This is a genomic window from Streptomyces sp. NPDC054883 (genome assembly GCF_053610645.1).
Genome location: NZ_JBSGYT010000021.1, coordinates 80,819 through 97,289, shown reverse-complemented (window position 1 = coordinate 97,289; position 16,471 = coordinate 80,819). Strand labels below are relative to the sequence as shown.

Below are 16,471 nucleotides of genomic sequence, written 5' to 3'. Positions count from 1 at the left end.
GTCTTCACCTGCGATTAACTGGAAGTTCGCATTCCACATGTCCGCAAAGCAGGGCAGAAACCCGCACCGGACCGCGAAATCACAGATTTAGAACGTCGATCTAACGCTCTGTTCAAGCCCGCCCGGTGCCGCTCAGGCCCCGTTGGGACCCTGTCCCAGCCAGCCGGCGAGCTTGCCGCCCCGGGCGACCGCCCGCAGTCGCGCCTCCGCCGCGTCCCGCACCTGGTCCGTGGCCACCACCAGCAGTTCGTCCCCCCGCCGCAGCACCGTGGACGGCGCCGGTACGAAGCTCTTCGCGTCCCGGACCACCAGGGTGACCGAGGCACCGGCCGGCAGCCGCAGCTCGCCGACCTCCACGCCGTGCATCCGCGAGGACTGCGGTATGGCGAAGGACAGCAGGTGCCCGCGCAGCTTCTCCAGGGGCGCGGACTCGATGCCCAGGTCCGCGGCGCCCTCCTCGGTGTCGCCGAGTTCGAGCTTGCGCGCCAGCCACGGCAGGGTCGGGCCCTGGACCAGCGTGTAGACGACGACGAGCACGAAGACGATGTTGAAGACCCGGTCGCTGCCCTCGATCCCGGTCACCATCGGGATCGTGGCCAAGATGATGGGCACGGCGCCGCGCAGGCCCGCCCATGACATCAGGGCCTGCTCCTGCCAGGGAATGCGGAAGGGCAGCAGGCTGACGAAGACCTCCAGGGGCCGCGCCACCATCGTCAGCACCAGCCCGATGATCACCGCGGGCCAGAAGTCGCCGGCCAGCTCGTGCGGGGTCACCAGCAGGCCGAGCAGGACGAACATGCCGATCTGGGCGATCCAGCCGAGCCCGTCCGCGAACCCCCGGGTGGCCGGCCAGTGGGGCAGCTTCGCGTTCCCGAGGACCATCGCCGCCAGGTACACCGCGAGGAAGCCGGAGCCGTGCGCCAGCGCACCGGCCGCGTACGCCGTGATGGCGATCGCCATCACGGCGATCGGATAGAGGCCGGAGGCGGGCAGCGCCACGTGCCGCAGGCCGTACGCGCCCAGGAAGCCCACCGTCAGGCCGATGGCGATGCCGATGGCCAGCTCCAGCGCGATCTTGCCGATCAGGACGTACCACTCGTCCACCGGTCCGACGGTCGCGAAGGACACCACCAGGATGACCACCGGGGCGTCGTTGAAGCCCGACTCCGCTTCCAGCACACCCGTCACCCGGGAGGGGAGCGGCACCTTGCGCAGCACCGAGAAGACGGCCGCCGCGTCGGTCGAGGAGACGACCGCGCCGATCAGCAGGGCCTGGCGCCACTCCAGCCCGACCAGGTAGTGCGCACCCGCCGCCGTGACCCCCACACTGACCGCGACCCCGACGAGGGAGAGCACGATCGCCGCCGGCAGGGCCGGTCTGATCTCTTTCCACTTGGTGCCCAGACCGCCCTCGGCGAGGATCACGACGAGCGCGGCGTAGCCGATGACCTGGGTCAGCTCGGCGTTGTCGAACACGACGTTGCCTATGCCGTCCTGGCCTATCGCTATGCCTATGCCGAGGTAGATGAGCAGGCTGGGGAGACCGCTGCGCGAGGAGACGCGTACCGCCGCTACCGCGACGAGCAGCACGAGCGAGCAGACCAGCAGGAGCTCATTGAGCAGGTGGACAGTCAGCGGGCGGCCCTTTCCCTCCATGCGCCCTGACGGATCGTTCCGCCGCGGGCACGTGCGACGACACTTCGTTACCTTACCTAATCTTTGACGGAGTCTTTACTCGACAATCACATTGTGAAACGCCCGTCCGGCCCTGTCCTCAGGACCTCGACCCCTGGCGGATCACCGGGGGTGGTCCTGCGCCTATGGTTGCTTCCAGCAATCCCAGGACCACCCTGCCCCTCTAAGGACAGCGATGCCCGCCAACTCATCCGGCCCTTCCGTCAAGAAGAAGGGACGACGCGCACGTCTGATCGTGCTCGTCATGGTCCTGGCGCTCTTGGCGGGACTCGGCTACGGGGCGTACTGGAGCGTCGACGGCGTCCGTGCGTCCTACCCCCAGACCACCGGCTCCCTCAAGCTGCCCGGCCTGACCGGGACCGTGGACGTCAAACGCGACGAACACGGGATCCCGCAGCTCTACGCCGACAACGACGAGGACCTCTTCCGCGCGCAGGGCTTCGTCCACGCGCAGGACCGCTTCTGGGAGATGGACGTCCGCCGCCACATGACCTCCGGGCGGCTCTCCGAGATGTTCGGCTCCGGCCAGGTCGAGACCGACGCCTTCCTGCGCACGCTGGGCTGGCGCCAGGTCGCGCAGGCCGAGTACGACACGAAGCTCTCACCGGAGACCAAGAAGTACCTCCAGGCGTACGCCGACGGGGTCAACGCCTACCTCAAGGGGAAGTCCGGCAAGGACCTCTCCGTGGAGCACGCGGCCCTCAAGCTGACCGGTGACTACGCGCCGGAGCAGTGGACGCCGGTGGACTCGGTGGCCTGGCTCAAGGCGATGGCCTGGGACCTGCGCGGCAACATGCAGGACGAGATCGACCGGTCCCTGATGGCCGGCAAGCTCTCGCCGCAGCAGATCGACGACCTCTACCCGCCGTACCCCTTCGACCGGAACAAGCCGATCGTCGAGGGCGGCAGCGTCGCCGGCGGAAAGTACGGGCCCCAGGGCACGGCGTCCACGGGCTCGACGGGCACGGGTACCGGGTCCACGGGCACGGGCTCGGCGGGTACCGGCACCACCGGCTCCCAGGCCACCCCGAACGGCGGCATCACCACCGGCCTCGCCGACAACGCCACCGCCCAGGGCGCCGGCGTCGGCCTGCGCACCCAGCTGTCCTCGCTCGCCAAGACCCTGGACGAGATCCCGGCCATCCTCGGCCCCAACGGCAGCGGCATCGGCTCGAACTCCTGGGTCGTCGCGGGCAAGTACACGACCACCGGCAAGCCGCTGCTCGCGAACGACCCGCACCTCTCGCCGCAGCTGCCCTCGGTCTGGTACCAGATGGGCCTGCACTGCCGTGCGGCCTCGCCCCAGTGCCAGTACGACGTGGCCGGCTTCAGCTTCTCCGGCATGCCGGGCGTGGTCATCGGCCACAACGCCGACATCGCCTGGGGCATGACCAACCTCGGCGCCGACGTCACCGACCTCTACCTGGAGCAGATCAAGCCCGAGGGCTACGTCTACGACAACAAGGTGGTCCCCTTCACGACCCGTGAAGAGGAGATCAAGGTCGCGGGCGGCACGAGCAAGCGGATCACCGTCCGCACCACCAACAACGGCCCGCTGATCTCCGACCGCAGCGACGAGCTCGCCACGGTCGGCTCCCGCGCCCCGGTCTCCGGCTCCGCCCCCGACCGCGGTGACGGCTACGGCATCGCCCTGCGCTGGACGGCACTGGAACCGGGCAAGTCGATGGACGCCGTGTTCAAGCTCGACCGGGCCAAGGACTTCGCGGGCTTCCGCGCCGCCGCGCGCGACTTCGAGGTGCCGTCCCAGAACCTGATCTACGCCGACAACAAGGGCGTCAGCGGCAACATCGGCTACCAGGCCCCGGGCCGCATCCCGGTCCGTGGTGCCGGCGACGGCCGCATGCCGGCCCCCGGCTGGGACTCCAAGTACGCCTGGAAGGGCAGCAAGGACGGCAATGCGGGCTACATCCCGCAGGACGAGATGCCGTACGACTACAACCCGGCGCGCGGCTACATCGTCACGGCGAACCAGGCCGTCACCGAGAGCGGGACCGGCGCGGGCAAGTACCCGTACGTGCTGACCACCGACTGGGGTTACGGCGCCCGCAGCCAGCGGATCAACGACCTCATCGAGGCGAAGACCAAGGACAACGGCAAGATCTCCACCGATGACATGCGCACCATGCAGATGGACAACAGCAGCGAGATCGCCGCGCTGCTGACGCCGATGCTGGCCAAGATCCCGGTCTCCGACCCGGACGTGCGCTCGGCGCAGAAACTGCTGGAGGACTGGAACTACACCCAGGAGCCCGACTCGGCGGCGGCCGCGTACTTCAACGCCGTCTGGCGCAACGTCCTCAAGCGGGCGTTCGGCGACAAGATGCCGATGGAGCTGCGCGTCACGAACAGCTGCATGAACGTCCAGGACAGCGGCAACGGGCCCGCCGACGACCTCGCCGCCATCGTCCGCGAATGCGGTACCCGGGGCGCGGACTCGGCGCAGCCCGACGGCGGCGACCGGTGGTTCGAGGTGGTCCGCCGCCTGGTCAAGGACGAGAAGTCGGCCTGGTGGAAGTCGCCCGGCACCGTGCGGGAGAAGCCGACCACCACCCGCGACGAGCTGTTCGCCCGGGCCATGAAGGACGCCCGCTGGGAGCTGACCGCCAAGCTCGGCAAGGACCAGTCGACCTGGAGCTGGGGCCGGCTGCACCAGCTGACGCTCAAGAACCAGACGATCGGTACCGAGGGCCCCGGCTTCCTGCGGTGGCTGCTGAACCGCGGTCCGTGGAACCTGGGCGGCGGCGAGGCCACCGTCAACGCGACCGGCTGGAACGCGTCCAGCGGCTACGGCGTCACCTGGGTGCCGTCGATGCGCATGGTCGTCAACCTCAACGACCTCGACAAGTCCCGCTGGATAAACCTGACCGGCGCCTCGGGGCACGCGTACAACTCCAACTACACCGACCAGACCACGATGTGGGCCAAGGGCGAGCTGCTGGAGTGGCCGTTCGGCAAGGAGGCCGTCGACAAGGCCACGGTCGACACCCTGACCCTCAAGCCCTGAGGCTCAGAAGCGGACCACCCCCGACGGGGTGGCCACCGCCCCGACGGGGTGGTCGTGCGGTTCCTCCGGGACCCGCGCGACCACCTCTTCGTCGTAGAGGAGCACCACCAGCGCGGGATGCGCACCGGCCCGCTCCAGCCGGGCCAGCACCCTGTCGTACGAGCCCCCGCCGCGGCCGAGCCGCATCCCGCGCGCGTCGACCGCCAGGCCCGGCAGCAGGACGGCGTCCGCCCCGGTCACCGCGTCCGGGCCGAGGGCCGGCCCGGAGGGTTCCAGCAGGCCCGTCTTTCCCGCGTGCGCCCGCTCGGTGAGGCCGTCCGGGCCCTCGTACACGGCCCAGTCGAGGTCGTTGTCGGGCAGCAGCAGCGGCAGCAGGACCCGCTTCCCGGCGGCCCGCAGCACGTCGAGCAGTTCGCGGGTGCCGGGTTCCGTGCCGACGGAGACGTACGCCGCGACCGTTGCCGCTCCGGCCAGTTCGGGCAGTCCCGAGGCCGAGCGGGCGAGCGCGCGGGCCGACGTACGGCGGGACTCGGGGGACCGGGCGCGGCGGGCCGTGAGCAGTTCGCGGCGCAAGGCCGCCTTCTCGGCCACGCGGGCCGCCCTCCCGCCGGACGGGTCTGACTGGTTGCCTACCACAGCTGAATCAGATTTCCTTCCGAAACGGCGCAGACCGGGAGCTTCTCCCCGGAATCTGACCTGGTGTTTCTGCGTAACCCACTATCGTTCTGCGCATGAATCAGTTGCACCCCGTGATCAAGAAGGCCGTCATCCCGGCCGCGGGCCTCGGCACTCGCTTCCTTCCGGCGACCAAGGCGACCCCGAAGGAAATGCTTCCGGTCGTGGACAAGCCCGCCATCCAATACGTGGTCGAAGAGGCCGTCTCGGCGGGGCTCGACGACGTACTCATGATCACAGGACGTAACAAGCGCGCCCTCGAAGACCACTTCGACCGCAATTACGAACTGGAGTCCGCCCTCATCGCCAAGGGTGACGACGACCGGCTCAAGAAGGTCCAGGAATCCAGCGACCTGGCCACCATGCACTACGTCCGCCAGGGCGACCCGCGCGGCCTCGGGCACGCCGTGCTCTGCGCCGAGCCGCACGTCGGCGACGAGCCCTTCGCGGTCCTCCTCGGCGACGACCTCATCGACCCCCGCGACCCGCTGCTGCGCCAGATGGTCGACATCCACGGCCGCACCGGCGGCACCGTCATCGCGCTGATGGAGGTCGACCCGGCGAGCGTGCACCTCTACGGCTGCGCCGCCGTCGAGCCGACCGACGAGGCGGACGTCGTGCGGGTCACCGGACTCGTCGAGAAGCCGGAGCCGGCGGACGCCCCCAGCAACTACGCGGTCATCGGACGCTATGTCCTCAACCCCGCGATCTTCGGCATACTGCGGGAGACCGAGCCGGGCCGCGGCAACGAGATCCAGCTGACCGACGCCCTGCAGAAGCTTGCCGCCGACGAGAGCGTGGGCGGCCCGGTGCACGGCGTGGTCTTCCGGGGCCGCCGCTACGACACCGGGGACCGCGGTGACTACCTGCGGGCGATCGTCCGGCTCGCGTGCGAGCGGGAGGACCTGGGCCCCGAGTTCCGCACCTGGCTTCACCGTTACGTCACGGAGGAGATGTAGCACTTTGAGCAGTCCCGACGCACCGCAGGACACCGGCCCGCACCGGCTGTGGTCGGTGGACGAGCACCTCGCGGACGTCCTCGCCGCCGTCCGGCCGCTGGAGCCCATCGAGCTCCAGCTGCTCGACGCCCAGGGCTGTGTCCTGGTCGAGGACGTCACCGTGCCCGTCGCCCTGCCGCCCTTCGACAACAGCTCCATGGACGGGTACGCCGTCCGGGTGGCCGACGTCCAGGGCGCGAGCGAGGAGTACCCCGCGGTGCTGACGGTGATCGGCGACGTCGCGGCGGGCAGCGGTGAGCTGCCCACCGTGGGGCCCGGCCAGGCCGCCCGGATCATGACCGGCGCACCGCTGCCCCCCGGGGCGGAGGCCGTCGTACCGGTCGAGTGGACCGACGGCGGCACGGGGGGCGGCGCGGCCTCGGGGATGACCCCGGCCAGCGCCGCGCCCGAGGGCGCGGGCGGCGAGGTACGGGTGCACCGGGCCGCCGAGGCCCGGGCGCACGTCCGCTCGCGCGGCAGCGACGTCCAGGCCGGTGACCTGGCGCTGGCCGCCGGTACGGTGCTCGGCCCGCCGCAGATCGCGCTGCTGGCCGCCATCGGGCGGGGCAGCGTCCGGGTCCGGCCGCGGCCCCGGGTGGTCGTCCTGTCCACCGGCAGCGAACTCGTCCAGCCGGGGGAGGCGCTGAGCGCCGGGTCGATCTACGACTCCAACAGCTTCGCCCTGGCCGCCGCCGCGCGCGACGCCGGGGCCATCGCCTACCGGGTCGGCGCCGTCGCCGACGACGCGGAGACGCTGCGCGCCACCATCGAGGACCAGCTGGTCCGGGCCGACCTGCTGGTGACGACGGGCGGGGTCAGCGTCGGCGCGTACGACGTGGTCAAGGAGGCGCTGACGGCGGTCGCCACGGGCTCCGACGAGGTGGCCGGAGCGGGGATCGACTTCCGCAAGCTGGCCATGCAGCCGGGCAAGCCGCAGGGCTTCGGCACCATCGGCCCCGACCACACCCCGCTGCTGGCGCTGCCCGGCAACCCGGTGTCGTCCTACGTCTCCTTCGAGCTGTTCGTGCGCCCCGCGATCCGGACGCTGATGGGCCTGCCCGACGTCAGCCGCCCTGCCGTGCGGGCGGTGCTCAAGGCGGACCGGGCGATCGGCTCCCCCGCCGGGCGCCGCCAGTTCCTGCGCGGCGCGTACGACGCGCAGAGCGGGACGGTCAGCCCGGTCGGCGGATCGGGTTCCCACCTGATCGCGGCCCTGGCGCACGCCGACTCGCTGATGGTCGTACCGGAGGACGTCACGACGGTGGAGCCGGGGGACGGGCTGGAAGTGGTCCTGCTCGGCTGAGGACCGGCCGGTGCGGGTAGCGTGTTGCACCACACAGGCCCTTGCGGGGCCCGGAGCGGGAGCGGCACGAACCTATGGCAGCGTTTTCCCCGGGGGAGCCCCCCCGACCCCCTCAGCACAGCAGGCTGACCCACATCGACGAGGCCGGGGCGGCCCGCATGGTCGACGTCTCGGCGAAGGACGTCACCACCCGGACCGCCCGGGCCAGCGGGCGCGTCCTCGTCTCCCCCCGGGTGATCGAGCTGCTGCGGGGCGAGGGCGTACCGAAGGGCGACGCCCTCGCCACCGCGCGGATCGCCGGGATCATGGGGGCGAAGAAGACCCCCGACCTGATCCCGCTCTGCCACCCGCTGGCCGTCTCCGGCGTGAAGGTCGACCTGTCGGTCGCCGACGACGCCGTGGAGATCCTGGCCACCGTCAAGACGACCGACCGCACCGGTGTGGAGATGGAGGCGCTGACCGCGGTCGCCGTCGCCGGGCTCACCGTCATCGACATGGTCAAGGCCGTCGACAAGGGCGCGGTCATCACTGACGTCCGGGTGGAGGAGAAGACCGGCGGCAAGTCGGGCGACTGGAGCCGCGCGTGAACGCCCCGCGCGGTGGTGAGGCGTTCAGCCACAGCCACGTCCCGCCGGTGCGGGGGGAGGCCTGGGCGGCCGAGCCGGCCGCCGGGGAGCCGGTACGCGCCCTGCGCGCGCTGGTGGTCACCGCCTCGAACCGCGCCTCGGCGGGCGTGTACGCCGACAAGGGCGGCCCGCTGCTGGCGGAGGGGCTCGGGCGGCTCGGGTTCGCCGTGGACGGGCCGCGCGTGGTGCCGGACGGCGATCCCGTCGAGGAGGCGCTGCGCGAGGGCGTGGCCGCCGGGTACGACGTCATCCTGACCACCGGCGGCACCGGCATCTCGCCGACGGACCGCACTCCCGAGGCCACCGCGCGGGTGCTGGACCACGAGGTGCCCGGCATCCCGCAGGCGATCCGCGCCGAGGGCCTGGCGAAGGTACCGACGGCCGCGCTGTCCCGGGGCCTGGCGGGCGTGGCGGGCCGCACCCTGATCGTGAACCTGCCGGGCTCGACGGGCGGGGTCCGCGACGGCCTCGCGGTGCTGGACCGGATCCTGCTGCACGCCGTCGACCAGCTCCGGGGCGGAGATCACCCCACGCCGCCGGGCAGACACTCCGGGAGCGCGAGCTGAACGGCCCTTCCTGGCCCGTGGTGCTGACGGACGGCGACGTCACGCTCAGGCCGATAAAGCTGCGCGACCAGCGCGCGTGGCGCGAGGTCAACCGGCGCAACCGCGACTGGCTGCGGCCGTGGGAGGCCACGATCCCGCCGCCCGCGCCGTGGGGGCCGGTGATCCACCGGCCGACGTACCGCCAGATGGTCCGGCACCTGAGGGCGGAGGCGAACGCGGGGCGGATGCTGCCGTTCGTCATCGAGTACCAGGGGCGGCTGGTCGGCCAGTTGACCGTCGCCGGGATCACCTGGGGCTCGATGTGCGCGGGTCACGTGGGCTATTGGGTGGACCGTGACGTCGCGGGGCGCGGGGTGATGCCGACGGCCGTCGCGCTTGCCGTGGACCACTGCTTCGCCAAGGTCGGGCTGCACCGGATCGAGGTGTGCATCCGGCCGGAGAACGGGCCGAGCCGCCGGGTGGTGGAGAAGCTCGGGTTCCGCGAGGAGGGGCTGCGGCCGCGCTACCTCCACATCGACGGGGCCTGGCGCGACCACCTCGTCTTCGCGCTCACCGCGGAGGAGGTGCCGGAAGGGCTGCTGCGCCGCTGGCACCGTCGTTCCCAGGGCCCCCAGGGGCTTCCGAAATAGCAAAATCGCAAAAGCGTTCGAATTCCTGGCCGATTCGGCCATAAGCTGATCCGAAGAATCACAAAAAAAGTCCGTGATATCAGCGAGATCGCGCGACACACCGGCTCAATTGGCCGATCCCCGCGGCCACATCCCTCTACGGTGTGGGGTGTGAGCAGCAGCGGCCTCATCTACGCAGTCATCGTCGGGGCCTGGGCCGCCTACTTGGTGCCCATGTGGCTCCGGAGGCAGGACGAGCTGAACGAAGCCCGTCCGACGGAACGCTTCTCCACTGCCATCCGGCTGCTTTCCGGCCGGGCGGGAATGGAGCGCCGTTATGCCAAGGGACTGCGTGAGCGCGGTGCCGAAGAGGTGGAATCCCAGCCCCACGCGAACCCGGACGCGGCGACGGAAACGGTGAATTCCGTGGACGCCGACGCCCGGGCTTTCGTCGTGCCCCCGACCAGGGCGGAACCGAGGTCGGCCGGCGCACAGCGGGCGGAGCGGGCCCGGCGCGAGCAGCGCCTCCAGGTGCTCGCCCGCCGCAGGCGCACCACCGCGCTGCTCTTCCTGATCTTCACGCTCGGTGCGGTGGTCGCCGCGGTCGGCGGCCTGCGCTTCCTGTGGGCGCCGGCCGTCCCGGCGCTGCTGCTCAGTGCGTACATCGTGCACCTGCGGGTGCAGGAGCGGCGCCGCTACGAGTTCACCATGGACCGCCGGCGCGCGGAGGCGGCCGCCCGGCGGCTGCGCGAACACCATTCGCGCCGCCGGGAGTCCGAGGCGCAGGCCGGGGCCGAACCGGACCCCGCGCCCCCGGTGTCCCCGCAGGAGGCGGGGCGGCGTGCGGTGGTGGAGCAGACCGACCACGCCGAGTGGGTGGACCAGCAGCGCGAGCGCGAGCGCGGCCCGGCGCGCGGCGACAGCTGGGAGCCGGTCCCGGTGCCGCTGCCCACCTACGTGACGGCCCCGGTCGCCCCCCGTGCCACCGGCCCGGCCGCCCCGGACGCCTGGAGCGCGGCCCGCTCCAGCACCGCGGAGCCGACGGAACCCCGCCTGCGCGCCCAGCCGGGGCCCCCGAAGGCGGCGGCGGAACGGAAGCAGCCGTCCACCCCGCGCCCCCGCGGCCGCGACCGCGGGCGCACTCCGCTCTTCGACCAGTACGAGGGCGAGTCCCGCCCGCGCGCCGCGAACGAGTGATCGGTGACCTGCGCGGACGCTCCCGAGAACCGGTTTTGGAGCACCCGCGCGGGGATGCTAATGTTTCACACGTCGCAAGGGCCTGTGGCGCAGTCTGGTAGCGCACCTCGTTCGCATCGAGGGGGTCTGGGGTTCAAATCCCCACAGGTCCACAAACGACAGTTCACGGGTTGCTCCCGAGAACGTCATGAGATCCCGTCCGGTCGCAAGACCGGGCGGGATCTTCTGTTGTGCCGGCCGCTCAGGCCGTCAGGGACTTGGCCATGCAGATGCTGGACTCGTAGGCGCGGTAGTAGCCGAACTTGGGGCAGGGCGAGTAGCCCGACGAGCCGTAGAGGGCTATCGCCTCCGGCTGTCGGTCGCCCGTTTCGAGGACCATGCGCCGACGGCCCGCCGTGCGGGCGTCGGCTTCGAGGAGGGCGAGTATGCGGCGGGCCAGGCCCAGGCCGCGGGCCTCGGGGACGACGTACATGCGCTTGAGCTCCGCGTCGCCGTCGCGGTAACCCTCCGGGCTCTCGTCCCGGGCGCGCCAGCCGCCGCTCGCGACCGGGACCTCCGCTGTGTCGTACGCCACGAAGTACAAGCCGTTCGGCGGTGCGAACATCGCCGGGTCGAGGACGGTGGCGTCGCCCTCGCCCTGGTAACGGGCCTGGTATTCGAGCTGGACCTGGTCGTTGAGCTTGAGCGCGTCCGGGTGGTCGAACGGCACCGTGCGGAGGGTTATCCCGTGAGACATCGGAACATCGTACGGAACGCTCCCGCTATCGTGCGGGGATGCTCACCGTGACCACCGTGAATGTGAATGGGATCCGGGCCGCCGCGAAGAAGGGCTTCGTCGAGTGGCTCGCCGGATCGGACGCCGACGTCGTGTGCCTCCAGGAGGTACGGGCCGAGGAAGGGCAGATTCCGGTGGAGGCGCGGGAGCCGGCGGGCTGGCACACCGTGTTCGCCCCGGCCGCCGCCAAGGGGCGGGCCGGGGTCGCGCTCTACACGCGGCGGGCGCCCGAGCGGGTGCAGATCGGGTTCGGGAGCGCCGAGTTCGACGGCTCCGGCCGGTACGTCGAGGTGGACCTGCCCGGGGTGACGGTGGCGAGCCTGTACCTGCCGTCCGGGGAGGCCGGGACCGAGAAGCAGGACGAGAAGTACCGGTTCATGGAGGAGTTCATCGCCCACCTCGCCGAGCTCAGGGTGCGCGCCGCCGCCGACGGGCGCGAGGTCGTGGTCTGCGGTGACTGGAACATCTGCCACCGGGAAGCCGACCTCAAGAACTGGAAGACCAACCGCAAGAACGCCGGGTTCCTGCCCGAGGAGCGGGAGTGGCTCGGCAAGGTGTACCGGGAGGCCGGCTACGTCGACGTGGTGCGGGTGCTGCACCCGGACACCGACGGGCCGTACTCCTGGTGGTCCTACCGCGGCCGGGCCTTCGACAACGACGCCGGCTGGCGCATCGATCTCCAGGTCGCCACTCCCGGGCTCGCCGAGCGGGCCGTGAAGGCGTGGGTGGAGCGGGCCGAAACGCACCCCGAGCGGTGGTCCGACCACGCCCCCGTGACGGTGGTCTACGAGCTGGGCTCCTGACCGCCGGAGGCCAGCAGGCGGTCCATCGCCATCGTGAGCTCCGCCTCGACCACGCTCTTCGCGAGCGGGCGCAGCCGGGGCAGGGCGTCGTCCGCCAGGTGCGCGGAGATCAGCTCCGTGAAGAGGGCCGCCATCGCGTCGGCGTGCTCGCGCACCCGGCGCCCCGTCTCCAGCACCGCGGCCAGCGGAACGCCCTCGCGGACCAGTGCCGACGAGACCTCCAGCAGCCGGCGGCTGACGTGCACGATCTCGTCGCCGTCGACGGCGAGGTAGCCGAGGTCCAGGGAGGCCGCCAGGTTCTCCGGGGTGACCTCCCCCTCGAAGTAGTCGGCCAGCGCCTCCGGCGTCAGGCGTACGGGGGTCTCCTCCGACCAGCCGATGCCGAGCAGTTCACCGAGCTGGCCGACGTCGCGGCCGTTCTCGAAGGCGGCCGTCAGCTCGGCGATCCCGCCGAGGGTGTGGCCGCGCTCCAGGAGGGCGGCGATGGTGCGCAGCCGGGCGAGGTGGTGCTCGTCGTACCAGGCGATCCGGCCCGCGCGGCGGGGCGGCGGCAGCAGCTTGCGCTCGCGGTAGAAGCGCAGGGTGCGCACCGGGATGCCGGCCGCCTCGGCCAGCTCTTCCGTACGGTATTCGCGTGTCTTTTCTTCCGCCACATGCGCAGCGTAGGGCGTACCGGCGGTAACTTTCCCGGCGCGACCCCTACCCATGGGTACGGGGCTGCTCTACTCTCCCGATTGTGCCAGTGATTGCTGGCAGGGTTGGTCGACGGTGCGGCCGGGACTCGGCAGCGGAAGGCGGGCGGGCATGGGCGGCATGGACGGGCGCGAACACGTGCGGGTGGCGGTGATCGGCTCCGGGTTCGGCGGACTGGGCGCGGCGGTGCGGCTGCGGCGCGAGGGGATCACCGACTTCGTCGTACTGGAACGGGCCGACTCGGTCGGCGGTACGTGGCGCGACAACAGCTATCCCGGGTGCGCGTGCGACGTTCCCTCGCACCTCTACTCGTTCTCCTTCGCGCCGAACCCCGACTGGCCCCGGACCTTCTCCGGGCAGCCCGCCATCCGCGCGTACCTGGAACACGTCGCCGACACCTTCGGGCTGCGGCCGCACATCCGGCTGGAGTCCGAGGTGCGGATGATGCGCTGGGACGCCGACGAGCTGCGCTGGGAGATCGAGACCTCCGCCGGTGAACTGACCGCCGACGTGGTGGTATCGGCGACCGGGCCGCTGTCGGACCCGAAGATGCCGGAGATCCCGGGGCTGGCCGAGTTCCCGGGCAAGGTCTTCCACTCCGCCCGCTGGGACCACGACTACGACCTGCGCGGCAAGCGCGTCGCGATGATCGGCACCGGCGCCTCGGCCGTCCAGATCGTCCCCGCCATCGCCCCCGACGTGGAGCGGCTCACGCTGTTCCAGCGCACCCCGCCGTGGGTGATGCCGCGTACGGACCGGGCGATCTCCACCGCCGAGCGCTGGCTGCACCGGCAGCTGCCGTTCACCCGGGCGGCGCGGCGCGGGCTGCTGTGGGGCATCCGCGAGCTCCAGGTCAGCGCCTTCACCAAGCGGCCCAACCAGCTCGGGCTGATCGAGTCCCTGGCCAAGGCCAACATGGCGCGCTCGATCAAGGACCCGGAGCTGCGGGCCAAGCTGACCCCTTCGTACCGGATCGGCTGCAAGCGGATCCTGCTCTCCAGCGAGTACTACCCGGCGCTCGCCCGGCCCAATGTGGACCTGGTCGCCTCGGGGCTGACGGAGATCCGCGGGAGCACGCTGGTGGCGGCGGACGGGACCGAGACCGAGGTGGACGCCGTCATCTTCGGCACCGGCTTCCACGTCACGGACATGCCGATCGCCGACCGGGTGGTGGGCGCCGGGGGCGAGACGCTCGCGGACGCGTGGAAGGACGGCATGCAGGCCCTGCGCGGGGCGACGGCGGCCGGTTTCCCCAACTGGATGACGATCATCGGACCCAACACCGGGCTCGGCAACAGCTCGATGATCCTGATGATCGAGTCGCAGCTCAACTACATGGCGGACTACCTGCGCCAGCTGGACGTGCTCGGCGGCCGGGCCGCCCTCGCCGCCCGGCCCTCGGCGGTGGGCGCATGGAACCGGCGCGTCCAGGAGCGGATGAAACGGACGGTGTGGAACACCGGCGGCTGCACCAGCTGGTACCTGGACGCGACCGGCCGCAACACGACCGTCTGGCCGGGCACCACGGGCGAGTTCCGGCGCGAGACGCGCTCGGTCGACCTCGCGGAGTACGAGGTCGTCCGCGTCCGGGAGCGCGTCGCCGCCCGGGCGGCCGTCCCCGCGCCCGCGGCGCCGCCGGCCGCCGCGCCGGCCGGCGTCGAGGAGGGCGCGGCATGAAGCGCCCGGCGTACGTCACCTCCGGCCGTTACGCGCCCCCGGCGGCCCGGCGCGAGCTGGTCGCCCTCTCCGCCGACGGGGCCCGGCTGCACGTCGAGGTCCACGGCGACGAGGACGCCCCGCCCGTGGTCCTGTCCCACGGCTGGACCTGCTCCACCGCCTTCTGGGCCGCCCAGGTCCGGGACCTCGCCCGGGACCACCGGGTCATCGCCTACGACCAGCGCGGGCACGGCCGCAGCCCCGCCGGGCGGTGGTACACCACCGGCGCGCTGGCCGACGACCTCGTCGCGGTCCTGGAGGCCGCCCTCGCCCCCGGGGAACGGGCGGTCGTCGCGGGCCACTCCATGGGCGGCATGACGATCATGGCCGCCGCCGGGCGGCCGGGGTTCACCGAGCACGTCGCGGCCGCCCTGCTGTGCAGCACCGGCAGCGCGCGACTGGTGGCGGAGGCGCTGGTCCTGCCGGTGCGCGCCGGGCGCGCACGGACCCGTATCACCGGCGCGATCCTCGGATCCCGTGCCCCCCTCGGGCCGGTCACGCCGCTGGGCAAGCGGGTCCTGAGGTACGCGACCATGGGCCCCGATTCCACGCCGGAGCAGGTCGAGGCCTGCGCCCGCATCGTGCACGGCTGCCCCACGGGCGTCCGGTACGCCTGGTCGCAGGTGCTCGCCGGGCTGGACCTGGAGGCGAACCTGGCCGCGCTGACCGTGCCCACCGCCGTCATCGGTGGCACCGAAGACCGCCTGACCCCGATCCCGCACTCCCGTGCCCTGGCGGCGGCGCTGCCGGACTGCGCCGGTCTCACCGAGCTGCCCGGCAAGGGCCACATGACCCCGATCGAGGCGCCGGAAGCCGTCACCCGAGTGATACGCGAGCTGGCCGCGCGGCTCCCGGCGCCCCACCGACCCGTCACCAACCCGAAGGAGAAGACGCCGTGAGCGCTCGCAGGAGTCTGGAAGGCCAGGTCGCCGTCGTCACCGGCGCCGCCCGCGGGGTCGGCGAGCTGCTGGCCCGCAAGCTGTCCGCGCGCGGCGCGAAGGTCGCCCTGGTCGGGCTGGAGCCCGAGGCACTCAAGGAGGTCTCCGAGCGGCTGCACACCGACAGCGACCACTGGCACGCCGACGTCACCGACCACGAGGCCATGGCCCGCGTCGCGCAGGAGGTCAAGCAGCGCTTCGGCAAGGTGGACGTCGTCGTCGCCAACGCGGGCGTGGCCGCCGGCGGGCCGTTCGCCGACTCGGACCCCGACGCCTGGCGCCGGGTGATCGAGGTGAACCTGATCGGCGGGGCCGTGACCGCCCGCGCGTTCCTGCCCGTGCTGACCGAGAGCCGCGGGTACTTCCTCCAGATCGCCTCCCTCGCGGCGATCACCCCGGCGCCGATGATGACGGCCTACTGCGCCTCCAAGTCCGGTGTCGAGGCCTTCGCGCACTGTCTGCGCGCCGAGGTCGGCTACAAGGGCGTCAAGGTGGGCGTCGGTTACCTCTCCTGGACCGACACCGACATGGTGCGCGGCGCCGACCAGGACGAGGTCATGCGGGAGCTGCGCGGGCGACTGCCCTGGCCGGCGAACCGCACCTACCCGCTCGGGCCGGCCGTCGACCGGATCGTGGCCGGCATCGAGCGGCGCTCCCCGCACGTGTACGCGCAGTGGTGGCTGCGGGGCATGCAGGGCGTACGGGGCTACCTGCCGGCCGTCATAGCCGCCGGCGGGCAGCGGGAGATGCGCCGCTTCGAGCCGCGGCTGGCCGGAATCCCGCGCGGGCTGGTGGGCGCCGGGGGCGCCGCCGACGAGAAGGAGCGGACGGCGGCCACGCGGCGCGACTGACG

General features: G+C 72.0%; 15 protein-coding genes and 1 tRNA gene. 12 read left to right on the top strand and 4 right to left on the bottom strand.

All coding sequences use genetic code 11. The features are described 5' to 3' along the window. Positions 1-132 precede the first annotated feature (132 nt). On the bottom strand, positions 133-1,656 hold the full coding sequence (locus ACWGH1_RS17775; protein WP_453354359.1) for a potassium/proton antiporter: 1,524 nt from the start codon (positions 1,654-1,656) through the stop codon (positions 133-135). A gap of 214 nt (positions 1,657-1,870) precedes the next feature. Between ACWGH1_RS17775 and ACWGH1_RS17770 the strand changes: the two genes are divergently transcribed. Beyond that, positions 1,871-4,720, top strand: coding sequence for a penicillin acylase family protein (locus ACWGH1_RS17770; protein WP_453354358.1), 2,850 nt, complete (start codon positions 1,871-1,873; stop codon positions 4,718-4,720). A 3-nt stretch (positions 4,721-4,723) separates the two neighbouring features. Here ACWGH1_RS17770 and ACWGH1_RS17765 read toward each other — a convergent pair whose 3' ends face one another. Then, complete coding sequence (locus ACWGH1_RS17765) at positions 4,724-5,311, bottom strand: 5-formyltetrahydrofolate cyclo-ligase (RefSeq protein ID WP_453354357.1); 588 nt, start codon at positions 5,309-5,311, stop codon at positions 4,724-4,726. Positions 5,312-5,451: 140 nt separating this feature from the next. Here ACWGH1_RS17765 and galU point away from each other — a divergent pair, with 140 nt between their 5' ends. The 7 genes from galU to ACWGH1_RS17730 all read left to right on the top strand — a co-directional run bounded on the left by galU (position 5,452) and on the right by ACWGH1_RS17730 (position 10,845). Beyond that, positions 5,452-6,354, top strand: a complete 903-nt coding sequence (galU, locus tag ACWGH1_RS17760; RefSeq protein WP_453354356.1) for a UTP--glucose-1-phosphate uridylyltransferase GalU — start codon at positions 5,452-5,454, stop codon at positions 6,352-6,354. A gap of 4 nt (positions 6,355-6,358) precedes the next feature. After that, complete coding sequence (gene glp / locus ACWGH1_RS17755; protein WP_453408804.1) at positions 6,359-7,696, top strand: molybdotransferase-like divisome protein Glp; 1,338 nt, start codon at positions 6,359-6,361, stop codon at positions 7,694-7,696. Positions 7,697-7,770: 74 nt separating this feature from the next. Then, positions 7,771-8,283, top strand: a complete 513-nt coding sequence (gene moaC, locus ACWGH1_RS17750) for a cyclic pyranopterin monophosphate synthase MoaC (protein WP_453357683.1) — start codon at positions 7,771-7,773, stop codon at positions 8,281-8,283. Between the two features lie 47 nt (positions 8,284-8,330). Next, the gene (locus tag ACWGH1_RS17745) at positions 8,331-8,888 is read left to right on the top strand and encodes a MogA/MoaB family molybdenum cofactor biosynthesis protein (protein ID WP_453408810.1); all 558 of its coding nucleotides are present in this window, start codon (positions 8,331-8,333) and stop codon (positions 8,886-8,888) included. Between the two features lie 17 nt (positions 8,889-8,905). Further along, the gene (locus ACWGH1_RS17740) at positions 8,906-9,517 is read left to right on the top strand and encodes a GNAT family N-acetyltransferase (RefSeq protein WP_453355431.1); all 612 of its coding nucleotides are present in this window, start codon (positions 8,906-8,908) and stop codon (positions 9,515-9,517) included. Positions 9,518-9,667: 150 nt separating this feature from the next. Beyond that, positions 9,668-10,693: a divisome protein SepX/GlpR gene (gene sepX, locus ACWGH1_RS17735; RefSeq protein WP_453355432.1), complete on the top strand. Its 1,026-nt coding sequence runs from the start codon at positions 9,668-9,670 to the stop codon at positions 10,691-10,693. A gap of 78 nt (positions 10,694-10,771) precedes the next feature. Then, positions 10,772-10,845 (top strand) — tRNA-Ala (locus tag ACWGH1_RS17730). A gap of 89 nt (positions 10,846-10,934) precedes the next feature. Here ACWGH1_RS17730 and ACWGH1_RS17725 read toward each other — a convergent pair. Beyond that, on the bottom strand, positions 10,935-11,429 hold the full coding sequence (locus ACWGH1_RS17725; RefSeq protein ID WP_453355433.1) for a GNAT family N-acetyltransferase: 495 nt from the start codon (positions 11,427-11,429) through the stop codon (positions 10,935-10,937). Between the two features lie 38 nt (positions 11,430-11,467). On the opposite strand from ACWGH1_RS17725, the gene ACWGH1_RS17720 reads away from it, so the two are divergent. Next, positions 11,468-12,271, top strand: coding sequence for an exodeoxyribonuclease III (locus tag ACWGH1_RS17720; RefSeq protein WP_453355434.1), 804 nt, complete (start codon positions 11,468-11,470; stop codon positions 12,269-12,271). Here the strand turns inward: ACWGH1_RS17720 and ACWGH1_RS17715 are convergent. Next, on the bottom strand, positions 12,253-12,924 hold the full coding sequence (locus ACWGH1_RS17715) for a MerR family transcriptional regulator (protein WP_453355435.1): 672 nt from the start codon (positions 12,922-12,924) through the stop codon (positions 12,253-12,255). The genes ACWGH1_RS17720 and ACWGH1_RS17715 overlap by 19 nt on opposite strands. Before the next feature lie 160 nt (positions 12,925-13,084). Here ACWGH1_RS17715 and ACWGH1_RS17710 point away from each other — a divergent pair, with 160 nt between their 5' ends. From ACWGH1_RS17710 to ACWGH1_RS17700, 3 genes are read left to right on the top strand one after another with little or no spacing between them, the layout of a single operon-like run. Continuing rightward, a complete protein-coding gene (locus tag ACWGH1_RS17710) occupies positions 13,085-14,641 on the top strand; it encodes a flavin-containing monooxygenase (RefSeq protein ID WP_453408809.1) in 1,557 nt (518 codons plus the stop codon). Further along, on the top strand, positions 14,638-15,579 hold the full coding sequence (locus ACWGH1_RS17705; protein ID WP_453408803.1) for an alpha/beta fold hydrolase: 942 nt from the start codon (positions 14,638-14,640) through the stop codon (positions 15,577-15,579). The genes ACWGH1_RS17710 and ACWGH1_RS17705 overlap by 4 nt, the downstream gene beginning before the upstream one ends. After that, the gene (locus ACWGH1_RS17700) at positions 15,576-16,469 is read left to right on the top strand and encodes an SDR family oxidoreductase (RefSeq protein ID WP_453357707.1); all 894 of its coding nucleotides are present in this window, start codon (positions 15,576-15,578) and stop codon (positions 16,467-16,469) included. The genes ACWGH1_RS17705 and ACWGH1_RS17700 overlap by 4 nt, the downstream gene beginning before the upstream one ends. Positions 16,470-16,471: the final 2 nt, after the last annotated feature.

What these genes read in the sequence shown, in the direction of transcription:
- galU (WP_453354356.1), top strand. Translation starts at nt 5,452, where the DNA reads ATGAATCAGTTGCACCCCGTGATCAAGAAGGCCGTCATCCCGGCCGCG.
- ACWGH1_RS17710 (WP_453408809.1), top strand. Translation starts at nt 13,085, where the DNA reads ATGGACGGGCGCGAACACGTGCGGGTGGCGGTGATCGGCTCCGGGTTC.
- ACWGH1_RS17775 (WP_453354359.1), bottom strand. Translation starts at nt 1,656, where the DNA reads ATGGAGGGAAAGGGCCGCCCGCTGACTGTCCACCTGCTCAATGAGCTC.
- moaC (WP_453357683.1), top strand. Translation starts at nt 7,771, where the DNA reads ATGGCAGCGTTTTCCCCGGGGGAGCCCCCCCGACCCCCTCAGCACAGC.
- ACWGH1_RS17720 (WP_453355434.1), top strand. Translation starts at nt 11,468, where the DNA reads ATGCTCACCGTGACCACCGTGAATGTGAATGGGATCCGGGCCGCCGCG.
- ACWGH1_RS17770 (WP_453354358.1), top strand. Translation starts at nt 1,871, where the DNA reads ATGCCCGCCAACTCATCCGGCCCTTCCGTCAAGAAGAAGGGACGACGC.
- ACWGH1_RS17725 (WP_453355433.1), bottom strand. Translation starts at nt 11,429, where the DNA reads ATGTCTCACGGGATAACCCTCCGCACGGTGCCGTTCGACCACCCGGAC.
- ACWGH1_RS17705 (WP_453408803.1), top strand. Translation starts at nt 14,638, where the DNA reads ATGAAGCGCCCGGCGTACGTCACCTCCGGCCGTTACGCGCCCCCGGCG.